This is a genomic window from Paracoccus beibuensis (assembly GCF_026162625.1).
GTDB lineage: Bacteria > Pseudomonadota > Alphaproteobacteria > Rhodobacterales > Rhodobacteraceae > Paracoccus > Paracoccus beibuensis.
This window is the reverse complement of record NZ_JAOTBD010000002.1, coordinates 196,772-215,517: the sequence shown is the minus strand read 5'-3', so window position 1 is coordinate 215,517 and position 18,746 is coordinate 196,772. Positions and strand designations below refer to the sequence as shown.

Annotated in this window: 22 protein-coding genes; 9 read left to right on the top strand and 13 right to left on the bottom strand. The window is 65.3% G+C overall.

All coding sequences use genetic code 11. The features are described from left to right. Window positions 1–387 precede the first annotated feature (387 nt). The 3 genes from OC159_RS02845 to trpB all read left to right on the top strand — a co-directional run bounded on the left by OC159_RS02845 (window position 388) and on the right by trpB (window position 2,784). Window positions 388–1,176, top strand: coding sequence for a metallophosphoesterase (locus OC159_RS02845; RefSeq protein WP_265499642.1), 789 nt, complete (start codon window positions 388–390; stop codon window positions 1,174–1,176). A gap of 73 nt (window positions 1,177–1,249) precedes the next feature. Continuing rightward, window positions 1,250–1,486 carry a hypothetical protein gene (locus OC159_RS02840; protein WP_265499641.1) on the top strand — a complete coding sequence of 79 codons (237 nt, stop codon included), beginning with the start codon at window positions 1,250–1,252 and terminating at the stop codon, window positions 1,484–1,486. Window positions 1,487–1,557: 71 nt separating this feature from the next. After that, window positions 1,558–2,784, top strand: coding sequence for a tryptophan synthase subunit beta (trpB, locus tag OC159_RS02835; RefSeq protein ID WP_265499640.1), 1,227 nt, complete (start codon window positions 1,558–1,560; stop codon window positions 2,782–2,784). Here trpB and OC159_RS02830 read toward each other — a convergent pair whose 3' ends face one another. The 4 genes from OC159_RS02830 to pth all read right to left on the bottom strand — a co-directional run bounded on the left by OC159_RS02830 (window position 2,785) and on the right by pth (window position 5,507). Next, on the bottom strand, window positions 2,785–3,381 hold the full coding sequence (locus tag OC159_RS02830; RefSeq protein WP_265499639.1) for a DUF4893 domain-containing protein: 597 nt from the start codon (window positions 3,379–3,381) through the stop codon (window positions 2,785–2,787). Further along, window positions 3,371–3,745 carry a DUF2237 family protein gene (locus OC159_RS02825; protein ID WP_265499638.1) on the bottom strand — a complete coding sequence of 125 codons (375 nt, stop codon included), beginning with the start codon at window positions 3,743–3,745 and terminating at the stop codon, window positions 3,371–3,373. Before OC159_RS02825 ends, OC159_RS02830 begins: the two co-directional genes overlap by 11 nt. Before the next feature lie 65 nt (window positions 3,746–3,810). Next, window positions 3,811–4,821, bottom strand: coding sequence for a DUF2332 domain-containing protein (locus OC159_RS02820; protein WP_322626703.1), 1,011 nt, complete (start codon window positions 4,819–4,821; stop codon window positions 3,811–3,813). Continuing rightward, window positions 4,818–5,507 (bottom strand): aminoacyl-tRNA hydrolase, encoded by a 690-nt coding sequence (gene pth / locus OC159_RS02815; RefSeq protein ID WP_265499637.1) that lies wholly within the window; start codon window positions 5,505–5,507, stop codon window positions 4,818–4,820. The genes OC159_RS02820 and pth overlap by 4 nt, the downstream gene beginning before the upstream one ends. A gap of 165 nt (window positions 5,508–5,672) precedes the next feature. On the opposite strand from pth, the gene OC159_RS02810 reads away from it, so the two are divergent. From OC159_RS02810 to OC159_RS02790, 5 genes are all read left to right on the top strand, one after another. Further along, on the top strand, window positions 5,673–6,305 hold the full coding sequence (locus OC159_RS02810; RefSeq protein WP_265499636.1) for an ATP-dependent Clp protease proteolytic subunit: 633 nt from the start codon (window positions 5,673–5,675) through the stop codon (window positions 6,303–6,305). 158 nt (window positions 6,306–6,463) lie between these two features. After that, window positions 6,464–7,729 (top strand): ATP-dependent Clp protease ATP-binding subunit ClpX, encoded by a 1,266-nt coding sequence (clpX, locus tag OC159_RS02805; RefSeq protein WP_265499635.1) that lies wholly within the window; start codon window positions 6,464–6,466, stop codon window positions 7,727–7,729. 83 nt (window positions 7,730–7,812) lie between these two features. After that, entirely contained in the window at window positions 7,813–8,187 is a 375-nt protein-coding gene (locus OC159_RS02800; protein ID WP_265499634.1) for an NADH:ubiquinone oxidoreductase subunit NDUFA12, read from the top strand. Window positions 8,188–8,254: 67 nt separating this feature from the next. Then, window positions 8,255–8,671 carry an outer membrane lipid asymmetry maintenance protein MlaD gene (mlaD, locus tag OC159_RS02795; protein ID WP_265499633.1) on the top strand — a complete coding sequence of 139 codons (417 nt, stop codon included), beginning with the start codon at window positions 8,255–8,257 and terminating at the stop codon, window positions 8,669–8,671. Next, the gene (locus OC159_RS02790) at window positions 8,668–9,015 is read left to right on the top strand and encodes a DUF2155 domain-containing protein (protein ID WP_265499632.1); all 348 of its coding nucleotides are present in this window, start codon (window positions 8,668–8,670) and stop codon (window positions 9,013–9,015) included. The genes mlaD and OC159_RS02790 overlap by 4 nt, the downstream gene beginning before the upstream one ends. On the opposite strand, the gene aat is transcribed toward OC159_RS02790, so the two are convergent. The 6 genes from aat to hisA all read right to left on the bottom strand — a co-directional run bounded on the left by aat (window position 8,982) and on the right by hisA (window position 13,463). Further along, on the bottom strand, window positions 8,982–9,608 hold the full coding sequence (aat, locus tag OC159_RS02785; RefSeq protein WP_265499631.1) for a leucyl/phenylalanyl-tRNA--protein transferase: 627 nt from the start codon (window positions 9,606–9,608) through the stop codon (window positions 8,982–8,984). The two genes, OC159_RS02790 and aat, sit on opposite strands and share 34 nt — an antisense overlap. Window positions 9,609–9,615: 7 nt before the next feature. Continuing rightward, window positions 9,616–10,962: an acetyl-CoA carboxylase biotin carboxylase subunit gene (accC, locus tag OC159_RS02780; RefSeq protein ID WP_265499630.1), complete on the bottom strand. Its 1,347-nt coding sequence runs from the start codon at window positions 10,960–10,962 to the stop codon at window positions 9,616–9,618. A gap of 5 nt (window positions 10,963–10,967) precedes the next feature. Next, window positions 10,968–11,477 (bottom strand): acetyl-CoA carboxylase biotin carboxyl carrier protein, encoded by a 510-nt coding sequence (gene accB / locus OC159_RS02775; RefSeq protein ID WP_265499629.1) that lies wholly within the window; start codon window positions 11,475–11,477, stop codon window positions 10,968–10,970. A 107-nt stretch (window positions 11,478–11,584) separates the two neighbouring features. Then, complete coding sequence (locus OC159_RS02770) at window positions 11,585–11,899, bottom strand: phosphoribosyl-ATP diphosphatase (protein ID WP_265499628.1); 315 nt, start codon at window positions 11,897–11,899, stop codon at window positions 11,585–11,587. Beyond that, window positions 11,896–12,657, bottom strand: coding sequence for an imidazole glycerol phosphate synthase subunit HisF (hisF, locus tag OC159_RS02765; RefSeq protein WP_265499627.1), 762 nt, complete (start codon window positions 12,655–12,657; stop codon window positions 11,896–11,898). Before hisF ends, OC159_RS02770 begins: the two co-directional genes overlap by 4 nt. An 89-nt stretch (window positions 12,658–12,746) precedes the next feature. Then, window positions 12,747–13,463 (bottom strand): 1-(5-phosphoribosyl)-5-[(5-phosphoribosylamino)methylideneamino]imidazole-4-carboxamide isomerase, encoded by a 717-nt coding sequence (gene hisA, locus OC159_RS02760; protein ID WP_265499626.1) that lies wholly within the window; start codon window positions 13,461–13,463, stop codon window positions 12,747–12,749. Window positions 13,464–13,598: 135 nt separating this feature from the next. Between hisA and OC159_RS02755 the strand changes: the two genes are divergently transcribed. Continuing rightward, complete coding sequence (locus tag OC159_RS02755) at window positions 13,599–13,982, top strand: DUF2147 domain-containing protein (protein ID WP_265499625.1); 384 nt, start codon at window positions 13,599–13,601, stop codon at window positions 13,980–13,982. 887 nt (window positions 13,983–14,869) lie between these two features. Here the strand turns inward: OC159_RS02755 and OC159_RS02750 are convergent. From OC159_RS02750 to OC159_RS02740, 3 genes are all read right to left on the bottom strand, one after another. Next, on the bottom strand, window positions 14,870–16,045 hold the full coding sequence (locus tag OC159_RS02750; protein WP_265499624.1) for an NAD-dependent epimerase/dehydratase family protein: 1,176 nt from the start codon (window positions 16,043–16,045) through the stop codon (window positions 14,870–14,872). A gap of 107 nt (window positions 16,046–16,152) precedes the next feature. Further along, window positions 16,153–16,827, bottom strand: a complete 675-nt coding sequence (locus tag OC159_RS02745; protein WP_265499623.1) for an ABC transporter ATP-binding protein — start codon at window positions 16,825–16,827, stop codon at window positions 16,153–16,155. Beyond that, window positions 16,824–18,287 (bottom strand): hypothetical protein, encoded by a 1,464-nt coding sequence (locus tag OC159_RS02740; RefSeq protein ID WP_265499622.1) that lies wholly within the window; start codon window positions 18,285–18,287, stop codon window positions 16,824–16,826. Before OC159_RS02740 ends, OC159_RS02745 begins: the two co-directional genes overlap by 4 nt. Between the last annotated feature and the right edge of the window lie 459 nt (window positions 18,288–18,746).

Sequence of the window (18,746 nt, the reverse complement as noted above, 5' to 3'; positions counted from 1 at the left end):
ATTCGCGCCGCCGTGCTTAACGGCTACACGGCGCTCGGCATACCTGTCACAGAGCTCGTGGGATAAGTCCGCCCGGGGAAAGGGGAAGTCCGGCCTTCAAGCTCTTTGCGCAACAAAGCTGGTCCGTATCCGTCCCGCTGCTACCATTGGAACATCACCGGTCGTCTCTCTCCACGCCGGAAAAGCATCAGCTTTTCCGAACAGTCCAGGCTTGTCTCTGAAAAGGACCCGGCCGCCATTCCTCTCTCGCGACCGGGTCCCCTCCGGCCAATAGCCCCTGCATGCCCGGAGTATTCCCATGTCCAGCATCCCGTTAATCGAGGCCCGCTCCATCCATCCGAACGAAGGTCGGGTCGACCCCGATCTGATCACAGGGGCACGTTGCCAATGAACATCCTGATCACCGCCGACCTGCACCTGGATCTCTGGGCCGACGCCGGGCGCGATCCGTTCGCCGGCATCCTGCCGGTGTTGCGCGACCTCGACGCGCTGATCTTCGCCGGGGATCTTGCTAATGATCCGCAGCGGAACTGGCCCCGGGCGCTCGCGCGGCTTGATCGATTGGTCTCGCCCGCACGGATCTGGGTCATTCCCGGCAACCATGACTATTATGGTGCCACGCTCGACGACGGTGTTCTGGCCCAGATCACAACGGAAACCGGGGCGCACCTTGCCCAGAAGTCGGTTCTGACCTTCGGCAGCTGCCGCCTCCTGTGCTGCACGCTCTGGACGCATTTTGCGCTGCTCGGCGATCCGGGGGCAGCTATGGAGCGCGCCGTGATGGCGATGGCGGATTACGGCCGGATCCGCCGGGAGGATGGGGATCCCGTCCTGCCCGAGGATACCGCAGCGATTCATCGTGATCATCTCGACTGGTTGACCCACGAGATCGCAAAGCCTTGGCGGGGACAAACCATTGTCGTCACCCATCATGCCCCGAGCGCGGCGGTGGCCGGTCAGATGTCTAGCCTCAGCCCGGCCTTTGCCTCGGATCTTGATGGCTGGATCGACGCACACCGGCCGGATTCCTGGTTCTTCGGCCATACCCACCGGCCTCTCTCAACCCGCATCCGCGGCGCGCCATTTGTCAACGTGTCGCTCGGCTATCCCGATGAGGTGCCCGACGGCGGTGAGGCCGAAGCGATGCTGCGCGGCCTGATCTTCACCGACGCCTGATCCCCATCCCCCAACGATTCTAATCCGGCGGGGTTATCCCGGCCGACGGTCCCCTCATGCCCGGAGTATTCCCATGTCCAGCACCATCGCCGTCATCGAGGCCCGCTTCTTCAGCGCAAGCGAGGGCCGAATTGAAATCGAAACTCGCTTCATGCGGCATTTGCGCAAGCTGCGCTGCAGGAGGATCCCTCCAGACCGTGTGGCCCCGCCCGACGGGATCGACGCACTAGGCGAGATGTCGGACACGGATCTGATGGGGATCATCAGGTTCACGCCACTCCGTCCTTTGGTCGCTTCAATCTGCCATTGAACGGGTTTAGAAGCACATGAACGGGCAGCTTCATTGTCCTGATATCCAATCCTGACCCAGAGGCGCATCTCATGGCCGACGATCTGCTGAACAGCTTCACCTCCGGTCCCGATGAACAGGGACGCTTCGGCATCTATGGCGGCCGCTTCGTCAGCGAAACGCTCATGCCGCTGATCCTGGACCTCGAGGCCGAATACGAACGCGCCAAGACCGATCCTGAGTTCTGGGCCCAGATGGATGACCTTTGGACGCATTATGTCGGGCGCCCCAGCCCGCTCTATTTCGCGGAGCGCCTGACGCAGCACCTTGGCGGCGCCAAGATCTACATGAAGCGCGACGAGTTGAACCATACCGGCGCCCACAAGATCAACAACGTGCTGGGCCAGATCCTGCTGGCGATCCGCATGGGCAAGACCCGCATCATCGCGGAAACCGGCGCGGGCCAGCACGGCGTGGCCACCGCAACGGTCTGCGCGCGATTCGGCCTGAAATGCATCGTCTACATGGGCGCGCATGACGTGGAACGCCAGGCCCCCAACGTCTTCCGCATGCGCCTGCTGGGGGCCGAGGTCGTGCCGGTGACGTCCGGCCGCGGCACATTGAAGGATGCGATGAACGACGCGCTGCGCGACTGGGTCACTAACGTCCGCGACACGTTCTATTGCATCGGGACGGTCGCGGGGCCGCATCCTTATCCGGCGATGGTACGCGACTTCCAGTCGATCATCGGAAAAGAGGTGCGCGAACAGATCATGCCGCGCGAGGGTCGACTGCCAGACACGATCGTCGCGGCCATCGGCGGCGGATCGAACGCGATGGGGCTGTTCTATCCCTTCCTCGACGACAAGGAGGTCCGCATCATCGGCGTCGAGGCCGGGGGCAAGGGCGTCGACGACCGCATGCAGCATTGCGCCAGCCTCTCGGGCGGTCGCGCTGGTGTGCTTCACGGCAACCGGACCTATCTGCTGCAGGACGATGACGGCCAGATCCTTGAAGGGCACTCGATCAGCGCGGGCCTGGATTATCCCGGCATCGGGCCGGAACACGCCTGGCTGAAGGACATGGGCCGGGCCGAGTATGTCAGCATCACCGATGCGGAGGCGCTTGAGGCGTTCCAGCTGTGCTGCGCCACCGAAGGCATCATCCCCGCGCTGGAACCCAGCCACGCGCTGGCCCACGTGATGAAGATCGCCCCGAACCTGCCCGCCGACCACATCATCGTGATGAACATGTGCGGGCGCGGCGACAAGGACATCTTCACCGTGGCCAAGCACCTCGGCTTCGACATCAAGACCTGATCAGCGGCTGAGAAGCAGCAGGTTCATCTCGGATTCGAGGACCGGCAGGGGCAGCAGGATGCGCGCCCTTGCCGGGCTGACCACCTCGACGGCTCCGACCTCTGGGACCAGTTGCGGGATCGCCGTCGGGTCGATCTCATCGGGAAGCTGGGCGTAGGGCAGGGGCTCTTGCCCGGCGACGTATCCGGTCCCCAGATAGACCTCGCGTCCCTTGATGACCCCGATCGTGCCTGTCATCCGCTGTGAGCCGGTCAGCTTTTCGAAGCTGCCGTCAGCGCCGATCCGGCAGCGGAACGGTTGATAGATCACCAGGGGCAGGTTCCGTCCCAGCTTCAGCATCCGGCACGACCAGTTGCCGGGCAGGATCGAGGCCGCCTCGCCCAAAGGCAGGGGCGTCCCCCGTAGCCCCTGGACCAGCACGTCGACATCGGCCGGATCGGCCAGCGCCGCGGCGCCGCGCAGCGTGCGGCCCGAAACCTCGTCCAGCTGCTCCAGCCGGACACGGTCGTCGTCGCGAATCATGCTGTCGATCCTGGGTCCGAAGGCCGCCGCGGGGGTCGGGATCAGCGCGACCAGCGCCAGAAGCTTAGTCCGCATCCGTCGTCGCATGGCGCTTGAGAAGGTCGAGCGGCACGATGTCCATGGCCCGCTGGTGCGTCGCCTCAAGCACGACCTTGGGCGCCGCGAATTCCTGGGTCGCTTGCAGGAAGCGGCCGGCGCAGAGGCACCAGCGGTCGCCGGCCTTCAGGCCGGGAAAGCCGAACTCGGGCCGCGGCGTGGTCAGGTCGTTGCCCAGGTATCGAGACATTGCGAGGAATTCGTCCGTCACGATCACGCAGATGGTGTGGCTGCCGCGGTCGTCGGGGCCGGTGTCGCAGCATCCGTTGCGATAGAACCCGGTCATCGGCCTTGTCGAACAGGCCTGCAAGACACCGCCGAGCACGTTGATCGACTGTTCCATCCTCAATCCTCCGCTTGCCGGTCCAGCCTATGCAACGCGGCAGCAGGTGGAAAGGGGGCAGGCGGTCACAACTGGCGGGGCTGCCAGTCGATCCAGCGGCCGTGAAAATCGGCGCGGCCAAGTGACCAGCACCGCTCGTCGCCGTCCCAGAACGTCAGGCGCAGCGCGGCGCCGTGGCCGCCATCGGCCTCCATCCCGAAATGCGCGACGGGGGCGTCGGGCGTTGCGCGGGCGCCGGCGCGGGCCAATGCCGCCTCGCAGGCCGCGACGGTCGCGCGGGGGAAATACTGCGCGGCGATGGTGTGGAAGACGGTGGTCAGGCAGCCGGGCTCTGGCCTCAGCAGCTGTTCCGACAGCCAGGCGGCGGCATCGCAGCGGTCGACGTGGGGCGGGTCAGATTGCGCGATTGTCAGGGCGGCACGCAGCCGTGACAGCCGCGCATCCTGATCCGCCCAGCAATAGGCCATCAGGCGCAGCGCATCGCGCCGGGGGTCCAGCGGATTGAGGTCCACGCCGCGCCGGCTGACGACGCGGAACGGCCCCTGCGGCACCTGGCCCGTCCATTCCGGGGTCAGCGACACCCCTTGAGGTCCGGAGCCAAGGCGATAGAGGTCGAAGTTCAGGTTCAGCCCCGCCGAAGCGCCGAGTTCGAGGAGCCGCAGCGGCAGGGGAGACAGGTCCGCCAGGAATCGTCCCGCGCCGATCAGCGCGGCAGAACGGGCGACCTCGTTCGTCTGCGGCGGGCTCTTCAGCCAGTCGAGGATCGTGGCTTCGTGGTCCTGAAGCGTCCCGATCAGCAAGTCCGCCGGCACCTCGCGGCGCGCATAGGCTTGGGCCAAATCCGGAGCATCGCCCGTCAGGACCAGCGCGTGCAGTGCCCCGCAAAGCCGCAGCGGCACGGAGTCGGCGCGGCTTGCGGGATCGCCGGGCCAACCCAGCACGCGGGCCGCGACGGCGCCCTGCGATGCCTCCAGCGCCTCGGCCAGCGTCTCGCACAGCTGCGCCGTCAGGGGCGAGCCGAGGTCGCGGCACGACCGCGCCTGGTCGCGGAAGGCCTCGCGGACCGCTTCGATCACTTGAACCGGTCCGTCAACGCGCGCAGCCGCTCCGAAAAGCTTGCAGGCTCTGCCGGCTCCGGGGCGGGCGCGGGCTTCGGTGCGGGTTTCGGCGGCGCCTCGGTGCCGCTGTTTCGGGCAGGGGCGGTGCGGGTCGCCACGGCGTTCTGGAACCGCCCGCCATCGCCCGCCGCCAGCGCCGCCGCCCCGTCCGAGATCCCCCGCAGCAAGTCGTCCAGCCAATCCTGGTCCGCCTTGGCAAAATCGGACAGCACATACGGCGCGACCTTGTCCTTGTGCCCCGGATGGCCGATCCCAAGCCGCACCCGTCCGTAATCCGGCCCGATATGCTGGTGGATCGACCGCAGCCCGTTATGCCCCGCATGGCCGCCGCCCTGCTTGACGCGGCACTTGCCCGGCGCCAGGTCCAGTTCGTCATGAAGCACGATCACGTCGGCAGGCGTCAGCTTCAGATAGCGCATCGCCTCACCGACCGACTGGCCCGAAAGGTTCATGAAGGTCTGCGGCTTCAGCAGCGTCACCCGCGTGTCGCCAAGCCGCCCTTCCGCGGTCTGGCCCTGAAAACGCGCCCGCCACGGCCCCAGATCGTGGTCCTCTGCGATGCGATCCAGCGCCATGAAGCCGATATTGTGGCGGTTCGCGGCATATTTGGTGCCCGGATTGCCCAGTCCGACGATCAGTTTCAAAAGGCTCTCCCCTATCGCCGCGCGCGGTCGCGCGGGTCGATTTGCGTTCCATCCCTTGCGGCTGACCTTGCCCGTTACTAAGACTCTGTCAACCTATCGCGGCTAAGACAGGGGTTCACGCCCGGACGAATCGCGGGGACCAGGGACAGACAGCAAGGACAGACGATGAGCGATCCGGCAGAATTCTACATGAACACCCTCGTTCCCATGGTGGTCGAACAGACCTCTCGCGGGGAACGGGCCTATGACATCTTCTCGCGCCTGCTCAAGGAACGCATCATCTTCGTCTCGGGCCCTGTCCATGACGGAATGTCAACGCTGATCTGCGCGCAGCTCTTGTTCCTCGAGGCGGAGAACCCGTCCAAGGACATCAGCATGTACATCAACAGCCCCGGCGGCGTCGTGACTTCGGGCCTGTCCATCTATGACACGATGCAGTACATCCGCCCGCGCGTGTCGACGCTGGTGGTGGGGCAGGCGGCCTCGATGGGCTCGCTGCTTCTGGCGGCGGGCGAAAAGGGCCTGCGCTATTCCCTGCCCAACAGCCGCGTGATGGTGCACCAGCCGTCCGGCGGCTATCAGGGCCAGGCGACAGACATCCTGATCCACGCGCGCGAGACCGAGAAGCTGAAGCGCCGCCTGAACGAGATCTATGTCAAGCACACCGGCCGCACCCTGGACGAGGTCGAGCAGGCGCTGGAGCGCGACCGCTTCATGTCGCCCGAAGAGGCGCAGGACTGGGGTTTGATCGACGAGGTCGTCGCGCCGCGCGGCAAGGCGGAACCCGAGAAGAAATAGACCTGTTGGGGATTGTGACGGGCCGGGCTCGTCCTTAACATGGAATGGAATACCTGCGGCGGCCGATCCGGCGCAGGCGACCCGAAGATGCGGCGCGCGGAGAGGAACCCGTCGTCGCCCGTGGCGCAACGACGCGACGGCAGCGAAGGAAATGGACGATGGCGAACCAGTCCGGCAATGACAGCAAGAACACGCTCTATTGCAGCTTCTGCGGCAAGAGCCAGCATGAGGTGCGAAAGCTGATCGCGGGTCCGACCGTGTTCATCTGCGACGAGTGCGTCGAACTGTGCATGGACATCATCCGCGAGGAGACGAAGTCGAGCGGACTGAAATCCGGCGATGGCGTGCCGACGCCGCGCGAGATCTGCGGCGTTCTTGACGATTATGTGATCGGACAGGAACACGCGAAGCGGGTTCTCTCGGTGGCCGTCCACAACCACTACAAGCGGCTTAATCACGGCTCGAAGACCGATATCGAGCTGGCGAAATCGAACATCCTGCTGATCGGGCCGACCGGCTGCGGCAAGACGCTGCTGGCGCAGACGCTGGCACGCATCCTGGACGTTCCGTTCACGATGGCCGACGCCACCACGCTGACCGAGGCCGGGTATGTTGGCGAGGACGTCGAGAACATCATCCTGAAGCTGCTTCAGTCCAGCGAGTACAACGTCGAGCGTGCGCAGCGCGGCATCGTCTATATTGACGAGGTCGACAAGATCACGCGCAAGTCCGACAACCCCTCGATCACGCGCGACGTGTCGGGCGAGGGCGTGCAGCAGGCGCTGCTGAAGATCATGGAAGGCACGGTCGCAAGCGTGCCTCCGCAGGGCGGCCGCAAGCATCCCCAGCAGGAGTTTCTGCAGGTCGACACGACGAACATCCTGTTCATATGCGGCGGCGCGTTCGCGGGCCTCGACCGGATCATTGCGCAGCGCAACAAAGGCACCGCGATGGGCTTCGGCGCCTCGGTGAAGGAAAACACGGACAAGGGCGTGGGCGAGACCTTCAAGGAGTTGGAACCCGAGGATCTGCTGAAATTCGGCCTGATCCCGGAATTCGTCGGCCGTCTGCCGGTGATCGCCACCTTGACTGACCTCGACGAGGAAGCGCTGATCATCATCCTGACCAAGCCGAAGAACGCGCTGGTCAAGCAGTACCAGCGGCTCTTCGATCTTGAGGGGGTCCAGCTGACCTTCACCGAGGACGCTCTGACGGCCATCGCCAAGCGCGCCATCAAGCGCAAGACCGGCGCGCGGGGCCTGCGTTCGATCATGGAGGAGATCCTGCTGGACACCATGTTCGAGCTTCCGGGCCTGGACAGTGTTCAAGAGGTGGTCGTCAACGAGGATGCAGTCGAAAATGCGTCGGCCAAGCCCCTGCTGATCCACGTCGACTCCAAGAAGGAAAGCGCCTCTGCCGGATGATCTGGCAGTTCCCCGGCAAGGCTGGACCTCGCCGGGGAACTGAGGCATATGCTTTGCGACACTGAACGTTGGGGAACTTGTCGATGTCGGTCATGCTGCGCCTTCTCACCTGGTGGAACAGCCAGACGCTGAACACTCAGTTCTGGACCTGGCGCAATGGCGCCAAGGTGGGCGAGGATGCCCTCGGCAATGTCTTCTACCAGACCAAGGACGGCAAGCGTCGTTGGGTGATCTACAAGGCCGAGGCCGAGGCCAGCCAGATCAGCCCCGAATGGCATGGCTGGTTGCACCACACCTGGAACGAGCCGCCGACCCAGGTTCCCCTGCCGCACAAGGCGTGGGAACAGCCGCACAAGCCGAACCTGTCCGGCACAGGGGAAGCCTATGTCCCCGCGGGATCGCTCTATCGCGCGCAGCCGGCCGTGCGCAGCGACTATGACGCGTGGCAACCGGAATAGCATGACGTCTCGGGCAGGTCTGGCTGAAGCGCGGGCTGAACTTGTTGCCGGTGCCCTTGTGGTTCTGATGGCGCTCCTCTTTCTTGCCTGGGCAGCACAGGATCGCCTGGACGGACGCAGCGGCTATGAGGTGTCCGCGTCGTTTCCCGATGTCGATGGGGTCGCCGTGGGAACCGAGGTGCGTCTGGCAGGGGTCCGGATCGGGCGCGTCAGCGAGATCCGCCTCAACCCTCAGACCTACATGGCGGATGCGGTCCTGACGATCCCCGATGATGTCGTCCTACCCGCAGACAGCGCGGCGCTGATCCAGTCGGACGGCTTGCTGGGCGGGGCCTATATCCAGCTGCAGCCCGGCGGCAGCCTCGACAACCTAGCTCCCGGCGACGAGATCGAGGATGTTCAGGGCGCCGTAAGCCTCCTGCAGCTGATGCTGAAATTCGTCGACAGCCAGTCCGACGACAGCCCCGAGGACGGCAAAGAATGAAGGCATTGATCTTCTGCCTGTTTTTCGCCTCGCAAGCGCTCGCGCAAGAGACGATGCGCGCAGATGGGGCGATGCTTCGCGGGCTCGACAAGGTCTCGGGCCAGACGACGGACCTGCCGCTGCAGGTCGGGGAAGCAGTCCGCTATGGCCGGCTTGAGGTCAGGCTGGGAGAGTGCCGATATCCTACGGGCGATCCCAGTTCGGACGCCTTCGCGCAACTGACGATTACGGACCTGCGCCAGAACGCGACGGTGTTCAGCGGCTGGATGATCGCAAGCTCACCCGCCTTGTCGGCGCTCGACGATGCGCGCTACGATGTCTGGCTGATGTCCTGCCAAAGCTGATGCGCCGAAGGCAGGAGGTGGGCGGTGAAGTCCGCCTTCCTGCGCAGGGCCGCCGCAAGCCGCACGCGATAGGCTGACCGCGGCAGTTCGGTGCCGCCCATGCGGGCCAGGTGTGGTGTCAGAAACTGCGTGTCGAACAGGGTGAAGCCGCAGCGCCTCAGGTGGTGTGACGCCCAGAGCAGCGCCATCTTCGACCCGCTCGTGCGCTGCGACACCATGGATTCGCCGAAGAAGGCAGACCCCAATGTCACGCCGAAGATGCCTCCGGCAAGATGTCCGTCGTGGAGGATGCTGATGGCGTGGGCGTGACCTGCCTCGTGCAACTTATAGTAAAGATCGGTCAGTTCGGCGTTGATCCAGGTCGTCTCGCGGTCAGCACAGGCGGCGACGACAGCGTGAAAGCCATCGGTATGTGCGGACCAGCCGCCGCGCTTCAGGTCGCGCAGCAGGGACCGCGATGCGTGGACGCCGCCCACCGGCAGAACACCGCGCAGCGGCGGGTCGAACCAGTAGAGGCGGTCGTCATCTGCGCTTTCAGCCATGGGAAAGACGCCACGCGCATAGCCTTTCAACAGTTGCGCGGGCGTCAGCACTGGCGCCTCAGCTGTAGTGTCTGTCCAGCCACCGCTCGAGCCAGTGGATCGAGTAGTTTCCGGCTTGGATGTCCGGTTCTTCCAGCAGCGCACGGAACAGCGGAACCGTCGTATCTACGCCGTCGACGATCAGCTCTCCCAAGGCGCGCGACAAGCGGGCAAGGGCCTCGGTCCGGTCGCGCCCGTGAACGATCAGCTTGCCGATCAGGCTGTCGTAGTAGGGCGGGATCGAATAGCCTTGGTAGAGGGCCGAGTCCATGCGCACGCCCAGACCACCCGGGGCGTGGTATTGCGTGATCCTGCCCGGGCAGGGAGAGAAGCTCGGCACCTTCTCCGCGTTGATGCGGACCTCGATCGAGTGGCCGTTGATGACTAGCTCGTCCTGGTGGAACTCCATCGGCAGGCCGGCTGCAACCCGGATCTGCTGGCGCACCAGATCGATGCCGAAGATCGCCTCGGTCACCGGATGTTCGACCTGCAGACGGGTGTTCATCTCGATGAAGTAGAACTCTCCGTCCTCGTAGAGGAACTCGATGGTGCCGGCACCCGCGTAGCCGATCCTGGCCACGGCATTGGCGCAGACCGCGCCGATGCGGGCCCGCTCTTCCGCGGTGATCGCCGGGCCGGGGGCTTCCTCCAACACCTTCTGGTGGCGGCGCTGCAGGGAACAGTCACGCTCGCCCAGGTGGACGGCGCGCCCCTTGCCGTCGCCGAAGACCTGGATCTCGATATGGCGGGGCCGCTGAAGATACTTCTCGATATAGACGTCGGGGTTGCCGAAGGCGGCCTTTGCCTCGGACCTGGCGGTGCGGAACGCCACCTCCAGGCCCGTCTCGTCCTGCGCGACCTTCATTCCGCGTCCGCCGCCACCGGCGGTCGCCTTGATGATCACGGGATAGCCGATGGCCGCCGCGACGCGCCTGGCATCGTCGACGTCGTTCACGCCGCCGTCACTGCCCGGCACGCAGGGCACGCCCAATGCCTTCATCGTGTCCTTGGCGGTAATCTTGTCGCCCATGATGCGGATATGTTCCGCACGTGGTCCGATGAAGGTGATGCCGTGATCTTCCAGCATCTGCACGAAGCCCGCATTTTCGGACAGGAAGCCGTAGCCGGGGTGGATCGCCTGCGCGCCGGTGATTTCGCAGGCCGAGATCAGCGCGGGCATCGACAGATAGCTCTGCGACGACGAGGGCGGACCGATGCAGACCGATTCGTCGGCCATGCGGACGTGCATCGCGTCGGCGTCGGCGGTCGAATGCACCGCGACGCTGGCGATGCCCATCTCTCGGCAGGCGCGGATCACGCGCAGCGCAATCTCGCCGCGGTTGGCGATGAGGATCTTGTCGAACATGGATGTCACTCGACGATCATCAGTGGTGCGCCGAATTCGACGGGGGTGCCGTCGTCGACCAGGATGCGACGCACGATGCCGGCGCGGGGCGCGGGAATGTGGTTCATGGTCTTCATGGCTTCGACGATCATCAGCGTGTCGCCCTCGGCCACGGACTGGCCGACGGTGACGAAGGGGGCGGTGCCGGGTTCGGCGGCCAGGTAGGCGGTCCCCACCATGGGCGAGGTCACGGCGCCGGGCAGGCTGGCCGGATCATCGTTGGCAGCGGGCGCAGCCGCGGCAACCGGCGCAGGTGCCGAAGCCGCAGCCGAGACCGGAGCTGCCGACGGGGCGGCGGCGGCATAGTGCACCTGCTTGCTCTGCTTGGTCAGGCTGACGGTCAGGCGGTCATGCTCTCCGTATTCGCGCTTGACCTGGATCTCGTTCAGTTCGCTTGCGTTCAGCAGCTCGGCCAGCGACCGGATGAAGGCCACGTCGCCATCGTGATGCTTGCCGTCTTGGGATTCGTTGCTCATGCCGTCCTCTGCCATGTTCTGGTCGGGCCGCGTCTTCGCGCGGCGATTGCGGGGCTTATAGACCCTGTGTCAGCCCAAGGGGAAGGGTCCTGTGGCTTCAGCGTCGTTCAACGGTCGCGGGATGCCTTTTCCTGGATCCCCGAAAGACCCTCGCGCCTTGCAAGTTCGCCTTCGACGTCCTGCAGCGTCACGTCGCGGGCGGCCAGCATCACCAGCAGGTGATAGATCACGTCCGCAGCCTCCGAGGTCAGGCGGTCGCGGTCGCCCTTCACCGCCTCGATGATGGCCTCGACGGCCTCTTCGCCGAATTTTTCGGCGCATTTCTCGGGGCCCTTCGCCAGAAGCTTGGCGGTCCAGCTGCCGTCGGGATCGGCCCCTTTGCGGGATTGGATCGTGGCGGCAAGACGCTCCAGCGTGGTCATGTCAGCCTCATCGGAATACCGGCCGCGGCCATGTGGGCCTTGGCCTCGGTGACGGTGAAGGTGCCGAAGTGGAAGATGCTGGCGGCAAGAACGGCGCTCGCATGGCCCTCGGTCACACCCTCGACCAGGTGGTCGAGCGTGCCGACGCCGCCCGAGGCGATGACCGGGATGTTGACGGCATCCGCGATGGCGCGCGTCAGCGGCAGGTTGAACCCAGCGCGGGTGCCGTCGCGGTCCATCGAGGTCAGCAGGATCTCTCCCGCGCCTTTGGCCTCGACGGTGCGGGCGAACTCGACCGCGTCGATGCCGGTCGGCTTGCGGCCGCCATGGGTGAAGATTTCCCACCGGCCGTCCGCGACGGTCTTGGCGTCGATGGCGACGACGATGCACTGGCTGCCGAAGCGGTCGGCAGCCGCCGCCACGACATCCGGGTCGGCCACGGCGGCCGAGTTGAAGCTGACCTTGTCGGCACCTGCCAGCAGAAGGGCGCGCACGTCGTCATGGCTGCGCACGCCGCCACCCACGGTCAGGGGCACGAAGCACTGCTCGGCCGTGCGGGTCACAAGGTCGAACATGGTGCCGCGGTTTTCATGCGTCGCATGAATGTCGAGAAAGCAGATTTCGTCGGCGCCCGCCGCGTCATAGGCGCGCGCGGCCTCGACCGGGTCGCCCGCATCCTGGAGGTCCACAAAGTTCACGCCCTTGACGACGCGGCCATCGGCGACGTCGAGGCAGGGGATGATCCGAGTCTTGAGCATCGTTTGGTGCCTTTGCTGCTGCAGTGGCGTTCTAGCGCGCGTCTTCAAGGGCGGCCAGCCCCGCCGCGAACTCTCTGCAGGGCTGGCCCTCAGGCAAGCGCGGCAAGCGCCGTCCCGAGGTCGATGGCGCCGTCATAGAGGGCACGCCCCGAGATGGCGCCGGCGATGACCCCGGTATCGGCCAGCGCGGTCAGGTCGGCCAGCGACGAGACGCCGCCGGATGCGATCACGGGAATGGTCACGGCCCGGGCCAGCGCCTCGGTGGCGGCGATGTTCGGACCGCCCATCGCGCCGTCACGGTCGATGTCGGTATAGATGATCGCCGCGACGCCCGCGTCCTGGAAGCGCCGCGCCAGGTCGGTGGCGTCGATGTCGGTTTCGGTGGCCCAGCCCCGCGTGGCGACCCGTCCGCCGCGGGCGTCGATGCCGACGGCGATGCGGCCGGGAAATGCCTCGGCCGCGTGGCGCACGAGGTCGGGGTCTTCGACGGCCACGGTGCCCAGGATCACCCGCGTCAGCCCGCGGTCGAGCCAGCTCTCGATCGTCGCCATGTCGCGGATGCCGCCGCCAAGCTGCGTGGGAATGTTCGTCGCGGCCAGGATCGCCTCGACCGCGCCGGCATTGACGGGCTTGCCTTCGAAGGCGCCGTTCAGGTCGACCAGGTGCAGCCACTGGGCACCGGCGTCCTGAAAGGCCCGTGCCTGCGCCGCCGGGTCGGTGCCGAAGACGGTCGCCGCCTCCATGTCGCCGCGCAGCAGGCGGACGCAGTTGCCGTCCTTGAGGTCGATGGCGGGGTAGAGGATCATGTTGGCGCTCCGGTCTGCGTATCGCGCTTCCTTTGCCATGAGGAGTGCGGTGACGTAAAGGCCGGGACCTCACGTCATGCTTGCGCGGATCGCCGCCGCCCGCGCAATCTCCGGCTGTCCTGAGGAGGAGACATCATGCGCCAAACCATTCTTGCCGCCGCCATGACCCTGCTGGCGGGTGCAGCCGCCGCCGACCCGATCGAGGGCGTCTGGCAGACCCAGCCTGACGAGGGCGCCTTTGCCCATGTCACCATCGCACCGTGCGGGACCGCCTTCTGCGGCACCATCAGCCAGACGTTCAAGGACGAAGCGCCGTTCCAGTCGCCGAACATCGGGCGGCAGATCGTCATCGACATGGCCCCGCGGGGAGAGGGGGCCTATGCAGGGCAGGTCTGGAGGCCCGCGAACGACAAGATCTACGCGGGCAAGGCCGAGCTTGCAGGAAACCGAATGAGCCTGTCCGGTTGCGTCGCCGGCGGGCTCTTGTGCAAGAGCCAGACCTGGGTGCGCGTGCAGTGACGCCAGCGGGAATGTGATTGGCGGCGGGTAGAGGGCGCCCGCCGACCGGCGTTCATCGACAGATAGTCAAAGAACGCAACATGCCGACCATCAAGACCGCGGACGGTGCTGAACTCGATGTAAAGGACCGGGGACAGGAGCGGCATGTTGTCCTGAAACCACGGCTGGCCGCTGAACGTGGACCACCGAGAGCAACAGGCGCTTGGCCGTCCGACGCAGCGCATCGCGTCTTAATGACCGCTGGGGCTTCGGCTGGTCGAGGCAGCCGCGGGACGAATACCACAATGACGTCACAGCCGAGGAGCTGTCCGCGTTATCGAGGGGCGCGGGCTGCAAGAGACCGCCATCATCGGCTTCTCGATGCGCGGCGGCGAGGTGGCGCTACATGTCGTGACACCACGGTCGGAACGTGCTTCGTGTCGACTGTCGCTCTGGGATGCTGAACTGCAACAAAAACTTGACGGGGCGCCTGTGCGCCCGTTCAACGGGTTGCGCAAGGACCGCCAAACAATCCTGGCGAACCTCTTCAAGGAGTTCTTCCCCCAGTGTACGTCGAAAAGGCGATGTCAGCGATGAGGTGCTGGACTGAGCCTGTGGAACGGCCACAGTTCAGCCCGCGCGACGCTGGAATGCGTCACCGCTTTCGGGACAGCCGACTTCACCGGCGGCGTGGCGCAGATCAAGGCGGCGAGCCTGGTGATCCAGGGGACGGGCGACAAGATCGTGCCGATCGAACCTTCAGCAGAACGGCTGGTTGATCTGGTCCCACAGACCAAGCTGATCGAGTACGACGGCGCGCCGCACGCGCTGTCGACCACTGTCGTCTGGATAACCTTAAGATGTTTCTTGCCTGAAGGTGCGGTGCCGGATGACCGGTATCCGCGCGCTTATTCGGCTGCGGCCGCCGCGCGCCACTGCGACACGCAGGGGATCTTGTTGCGGTCGCAGCGGTCGGCGTATTTCCGGGCAATCCCCTCGACCTCGGCCAGAAGCCCGTCGGCCAGCTTGATCGGCTGAAGGCCGAGACCCAGGAAGCGGTCGTTGACGACGTGCAGGTCGTTCTCGTCGGCTTCGTTGCGGGGGTTCTTGAGGAACGCGACCTCGGCGCCCGTCCGGTCGGCGATCATCTGCGCCAGGTCGCGGACGCGGTGCGTCTCGGTCATCTGGTTGAGAATCTGGACCCGTTCTCCCCGTGTCGGCGGGTTGATCAGCGCCAGTTCTACGCAGCGGCAGGTGTCCTGAATATGGATGAAGGCGCGGGTCTGCCCACCGGTGCCGTGCACGGTCAGCGGATAGTCGACGGCGGCCTGCATCAGGAAGCGGTTCAGCACCGTGCCGAAGTCGCCGTCATAGTCGAAGCGGTTGATCAGGCGCTCGTCCATGCGGGTCTCTTCGGTCTGGGTGCCCCAGACGATGCCCTGGTGCAGGTCGGTGATCCGCAGCGCGTCGTTCTTGTTGTAGTAGAAGAAGAACAGCTGATCCTGCGTCTTCGTCATGTGGTAGATGCTGCCCGGGTTCGCGGGATAGAGGATCTGCTGGCGGTGCGGCCCGTTTTCGGTGTCGACGGTCACGTCCAGATACCCCTCGGGGATCTTCATGCCGGCGGTGCCATAGCCATAGACGCCCATCGTGCCAAGGTGCACCAGGTGGATGTCCTGCCCGGATTCGACGATAGCGGCCAGGATGTCGTTCGTGGCGTTCAGGTTGTTGTTGACCGTATAGCGCTTGTGGCGGCTGGACTTCATCGAATAGGGGGCGGCGCGCTGCTCGGCGAAGTGGACGACGGCATCGGGACGTTCGCTCTGCAGCAGTGCCAGAAGGCGGTCATAGTCCTGCCCGACGGTCAGATCCTCGACCTGGATGTGCCGACCCGTGATCTCGTGCCAGGCACGTACCCGTTCTCCCAATGGGCGAATCGGGGTCAGCGACGCGACCTCCAGTTCCACGTCGATCTTGCGACGCGAGAGGTTGTCAACGATGACGACGTCGTGGCCGCGGGCCGACAGGTGCAGGGCGGTGGGCCAGCCGCAGAAACCGTCTCCGCCCAGAACGATGATCTTCATGCTTCGCCTTCGATGAAAATAGCTGTCATCGCTGTGTAATGCGGCACAGGCGGGCGCGCCAGAGTTGCCGCATCAGCGACACAATTCCGTCATGGGGGTGGCGATATTCAGCCGGTCTGCTGCTGCGCCACTCGCATGTTGGCCATGTGCATCTGAATCGCGTCTTCGATATTGTCGAAGAATGTCAGCCTGCCGCGTTCAAGAACGGCGCCCATGTGGCAGATCTGGCGCAGAAGCGGCATCGAATGGGCTACCACGATGGCGCCGGCATTCGACATGCGTTCGTTGAAGACGCGGTTCGACTTGGCCTTGAAGGCGGCATCGCCAACGGCCGAAACCTCATCGACAAGATAGGTGTCGAAGGGCACGGCCATCGACAGCCCGAAGGCCAGCCGCGACCGCATGCCCGACGAATAGGTGCGGATGGGCAGGCGGAAGTGGTCGCCAAGCTCGGCGAAGTCCTCGACGAAATGCAGCAGCTCGTCCGTGTTGACGCCATAGATGCGTGCGACGAAGCGGCAGTTCTGCTCTCCGGTCAACTCGCCACTGAACGACCCGGCAAAGCCCACGGGCCAGCTGATCGTGCCGGTCGACAGGATCTTGCCCGAGGTCGGCAGCATCGCCCCCGAGATCATGCGCAGAAGCGATGACTTGCCCGCACCGTTCCGCCCCAGCAACGCCACCGAGACCCCGGACGGAAAGGTGGCGGTGATGTCGTCGGCCACCACCTTCTGCTTGCCGTTCAGCCTATAGATCTTGGACAGGTTCTGAAGGTGGATCATCGCCGGTCGCGCAAGCTGTAGAAGATCAGGCTGCCGATGATCCAGATGACGGTCAGAAAGCCTGCGATCATCAACATGAGCTTCGCCCGCTGCGGGAACTCTGCCTCTTGAGCCAGGGTGGGGCGGATGTAAGGTGCAAGGTAACGCGACTGCCGGACGGCTTCCGCGCGCGCGGCCTCGTAGCTGGCAAGCGCGGCGGTATAGCTCGTCTCGGCGAAATGGCGGTCCACGGCCAAAATCTCATACTGCCCAACGACATCGGACAGCGCGACCTCGTCGCTGTTGGAACCGAACTTCTGACGCTCGACCTCGATCTGTTCGCGGATGATCTGGACGCGCAGTTCGGTCTGCGAGATGCGGGGGTCTTCGGGCTGAGCGTTGGCCCGCAGCAGGCCGAGCGAGACGAGCTGTTCCGCCAGCTGCTGTTGAAGCGAGCTGACGACGCCGACCTGCCCCTGCACGTCGGCCGTCGGATCGACCAGCTGATAGCGGTTGCGGAATTCGGTGACCTCCTGCCGTGCTTCGCGCAGACGTTCCTGCGCGCGCTCCAGCTCGTCACGGGAATAGCGCAGCGCGTCTTCGCGGGCGATGTCGTTCAACTGGTTGATCAGCTGTCCGCCCTCGTCGAGAATCGCCTCGGTGATGTTCTGGGCATCGACCGGGTCGAATGCCAGGACGCGCAGATCGATCATTCCGGTGTCATAGTGGATCCGGACCTTCCGCTCCCACTCGTCTACCAGGTCTTCGACCGAATTGCCGCCGCGGAACGAGAAGATCGGATCCCCGGGGGCCTTCGACCAGATTTCGCGCAGGCCCAGCCGGGCATCCACGCGTTCGACCAGATCGCGGCTCTGGATGAACTTGTAGAGGACGTCGGTGTCGGTGGTCGAGCTTGCCCCCACCAGCGACCCCAGGCCGCCCAGCATGTCGACCGGCATGGACGAGGTTTCGCTGCGCACCGAAAAGCCGACATAGGAGGCATACTGATCCGCCGCCCGAGTATAGAGGTAGGACGCGCTGAGGATGACGGGCAGCACCACGAGCAGCACGAAGCTGATACCCATGCCATAGTGCCGCCGCTCGAGCTTGGCGGGGCTTGCCGGCGGAAGAACCGGGGCCTGCATCGCAGCGTCGATGCGGGCCTGCATCTGCGGGTTCGGTGCAGCCGGTCCGGGCTGGCCGGTCCGCATTCCGGGGCCTTGGCCGGGGCCGCCCGGGCGCTGACCGGCGTGGCCCTGTCCGGGCCGCTGACCAGAGTTCTGATCGGCCTGCCCTCCCTGGGCTTGGGGCTTTGCCGCCGGCGCCTGGCCCGCACCGCCGCCGTGGTTCGGACCCTTGGCGGCAGAACCCGCAGGGGAAGCGGCTGGTGCGGCGCCTTGGGCTTCGGGGGTGGCTGCGGGTTTCGGAGGCTGGGCCGCTGCGCCGGCCTGCGATCCGAGTTTCTGGTCCTGGGCGGACATGCGCTTACCCCGCCTGTCATGTTGATCTTATGCAGGCTCTCATACATAAGCGCCGTGAACAGTTCCAGCACCGATCCCGTGCCGGTTTCGTGAACGACGCAAAGGCGCTCCCGGGCACGATCCTGTTCATGGAGACGCGGACGGACCGGCAGATGGACCTGATCGCAATCTGCTTCATCATGGTCGTCGTCACCGCGTCGGCCATTGGAATGATGAACTGGTTCATGTTCGCCGCGTTTTCGTGGCGGCAGCCAAGGTGGTGCATCCTGATGCGGCCGATCTTCCCGGGTTCTTCATCTTCGACAACATTCCTCAGCCCTACCACGGCTGGCTGTGGTGGAACCCGTTGGTCCACGTCGTCGGGCAGATGCGGCGCGCGTTCCATCCCAGTCATGTCGGCGATTACGTCAGCTATGCCTGTGTCTTCGACATGCGCCTCGGGCTCATTGCGCTGGGGCT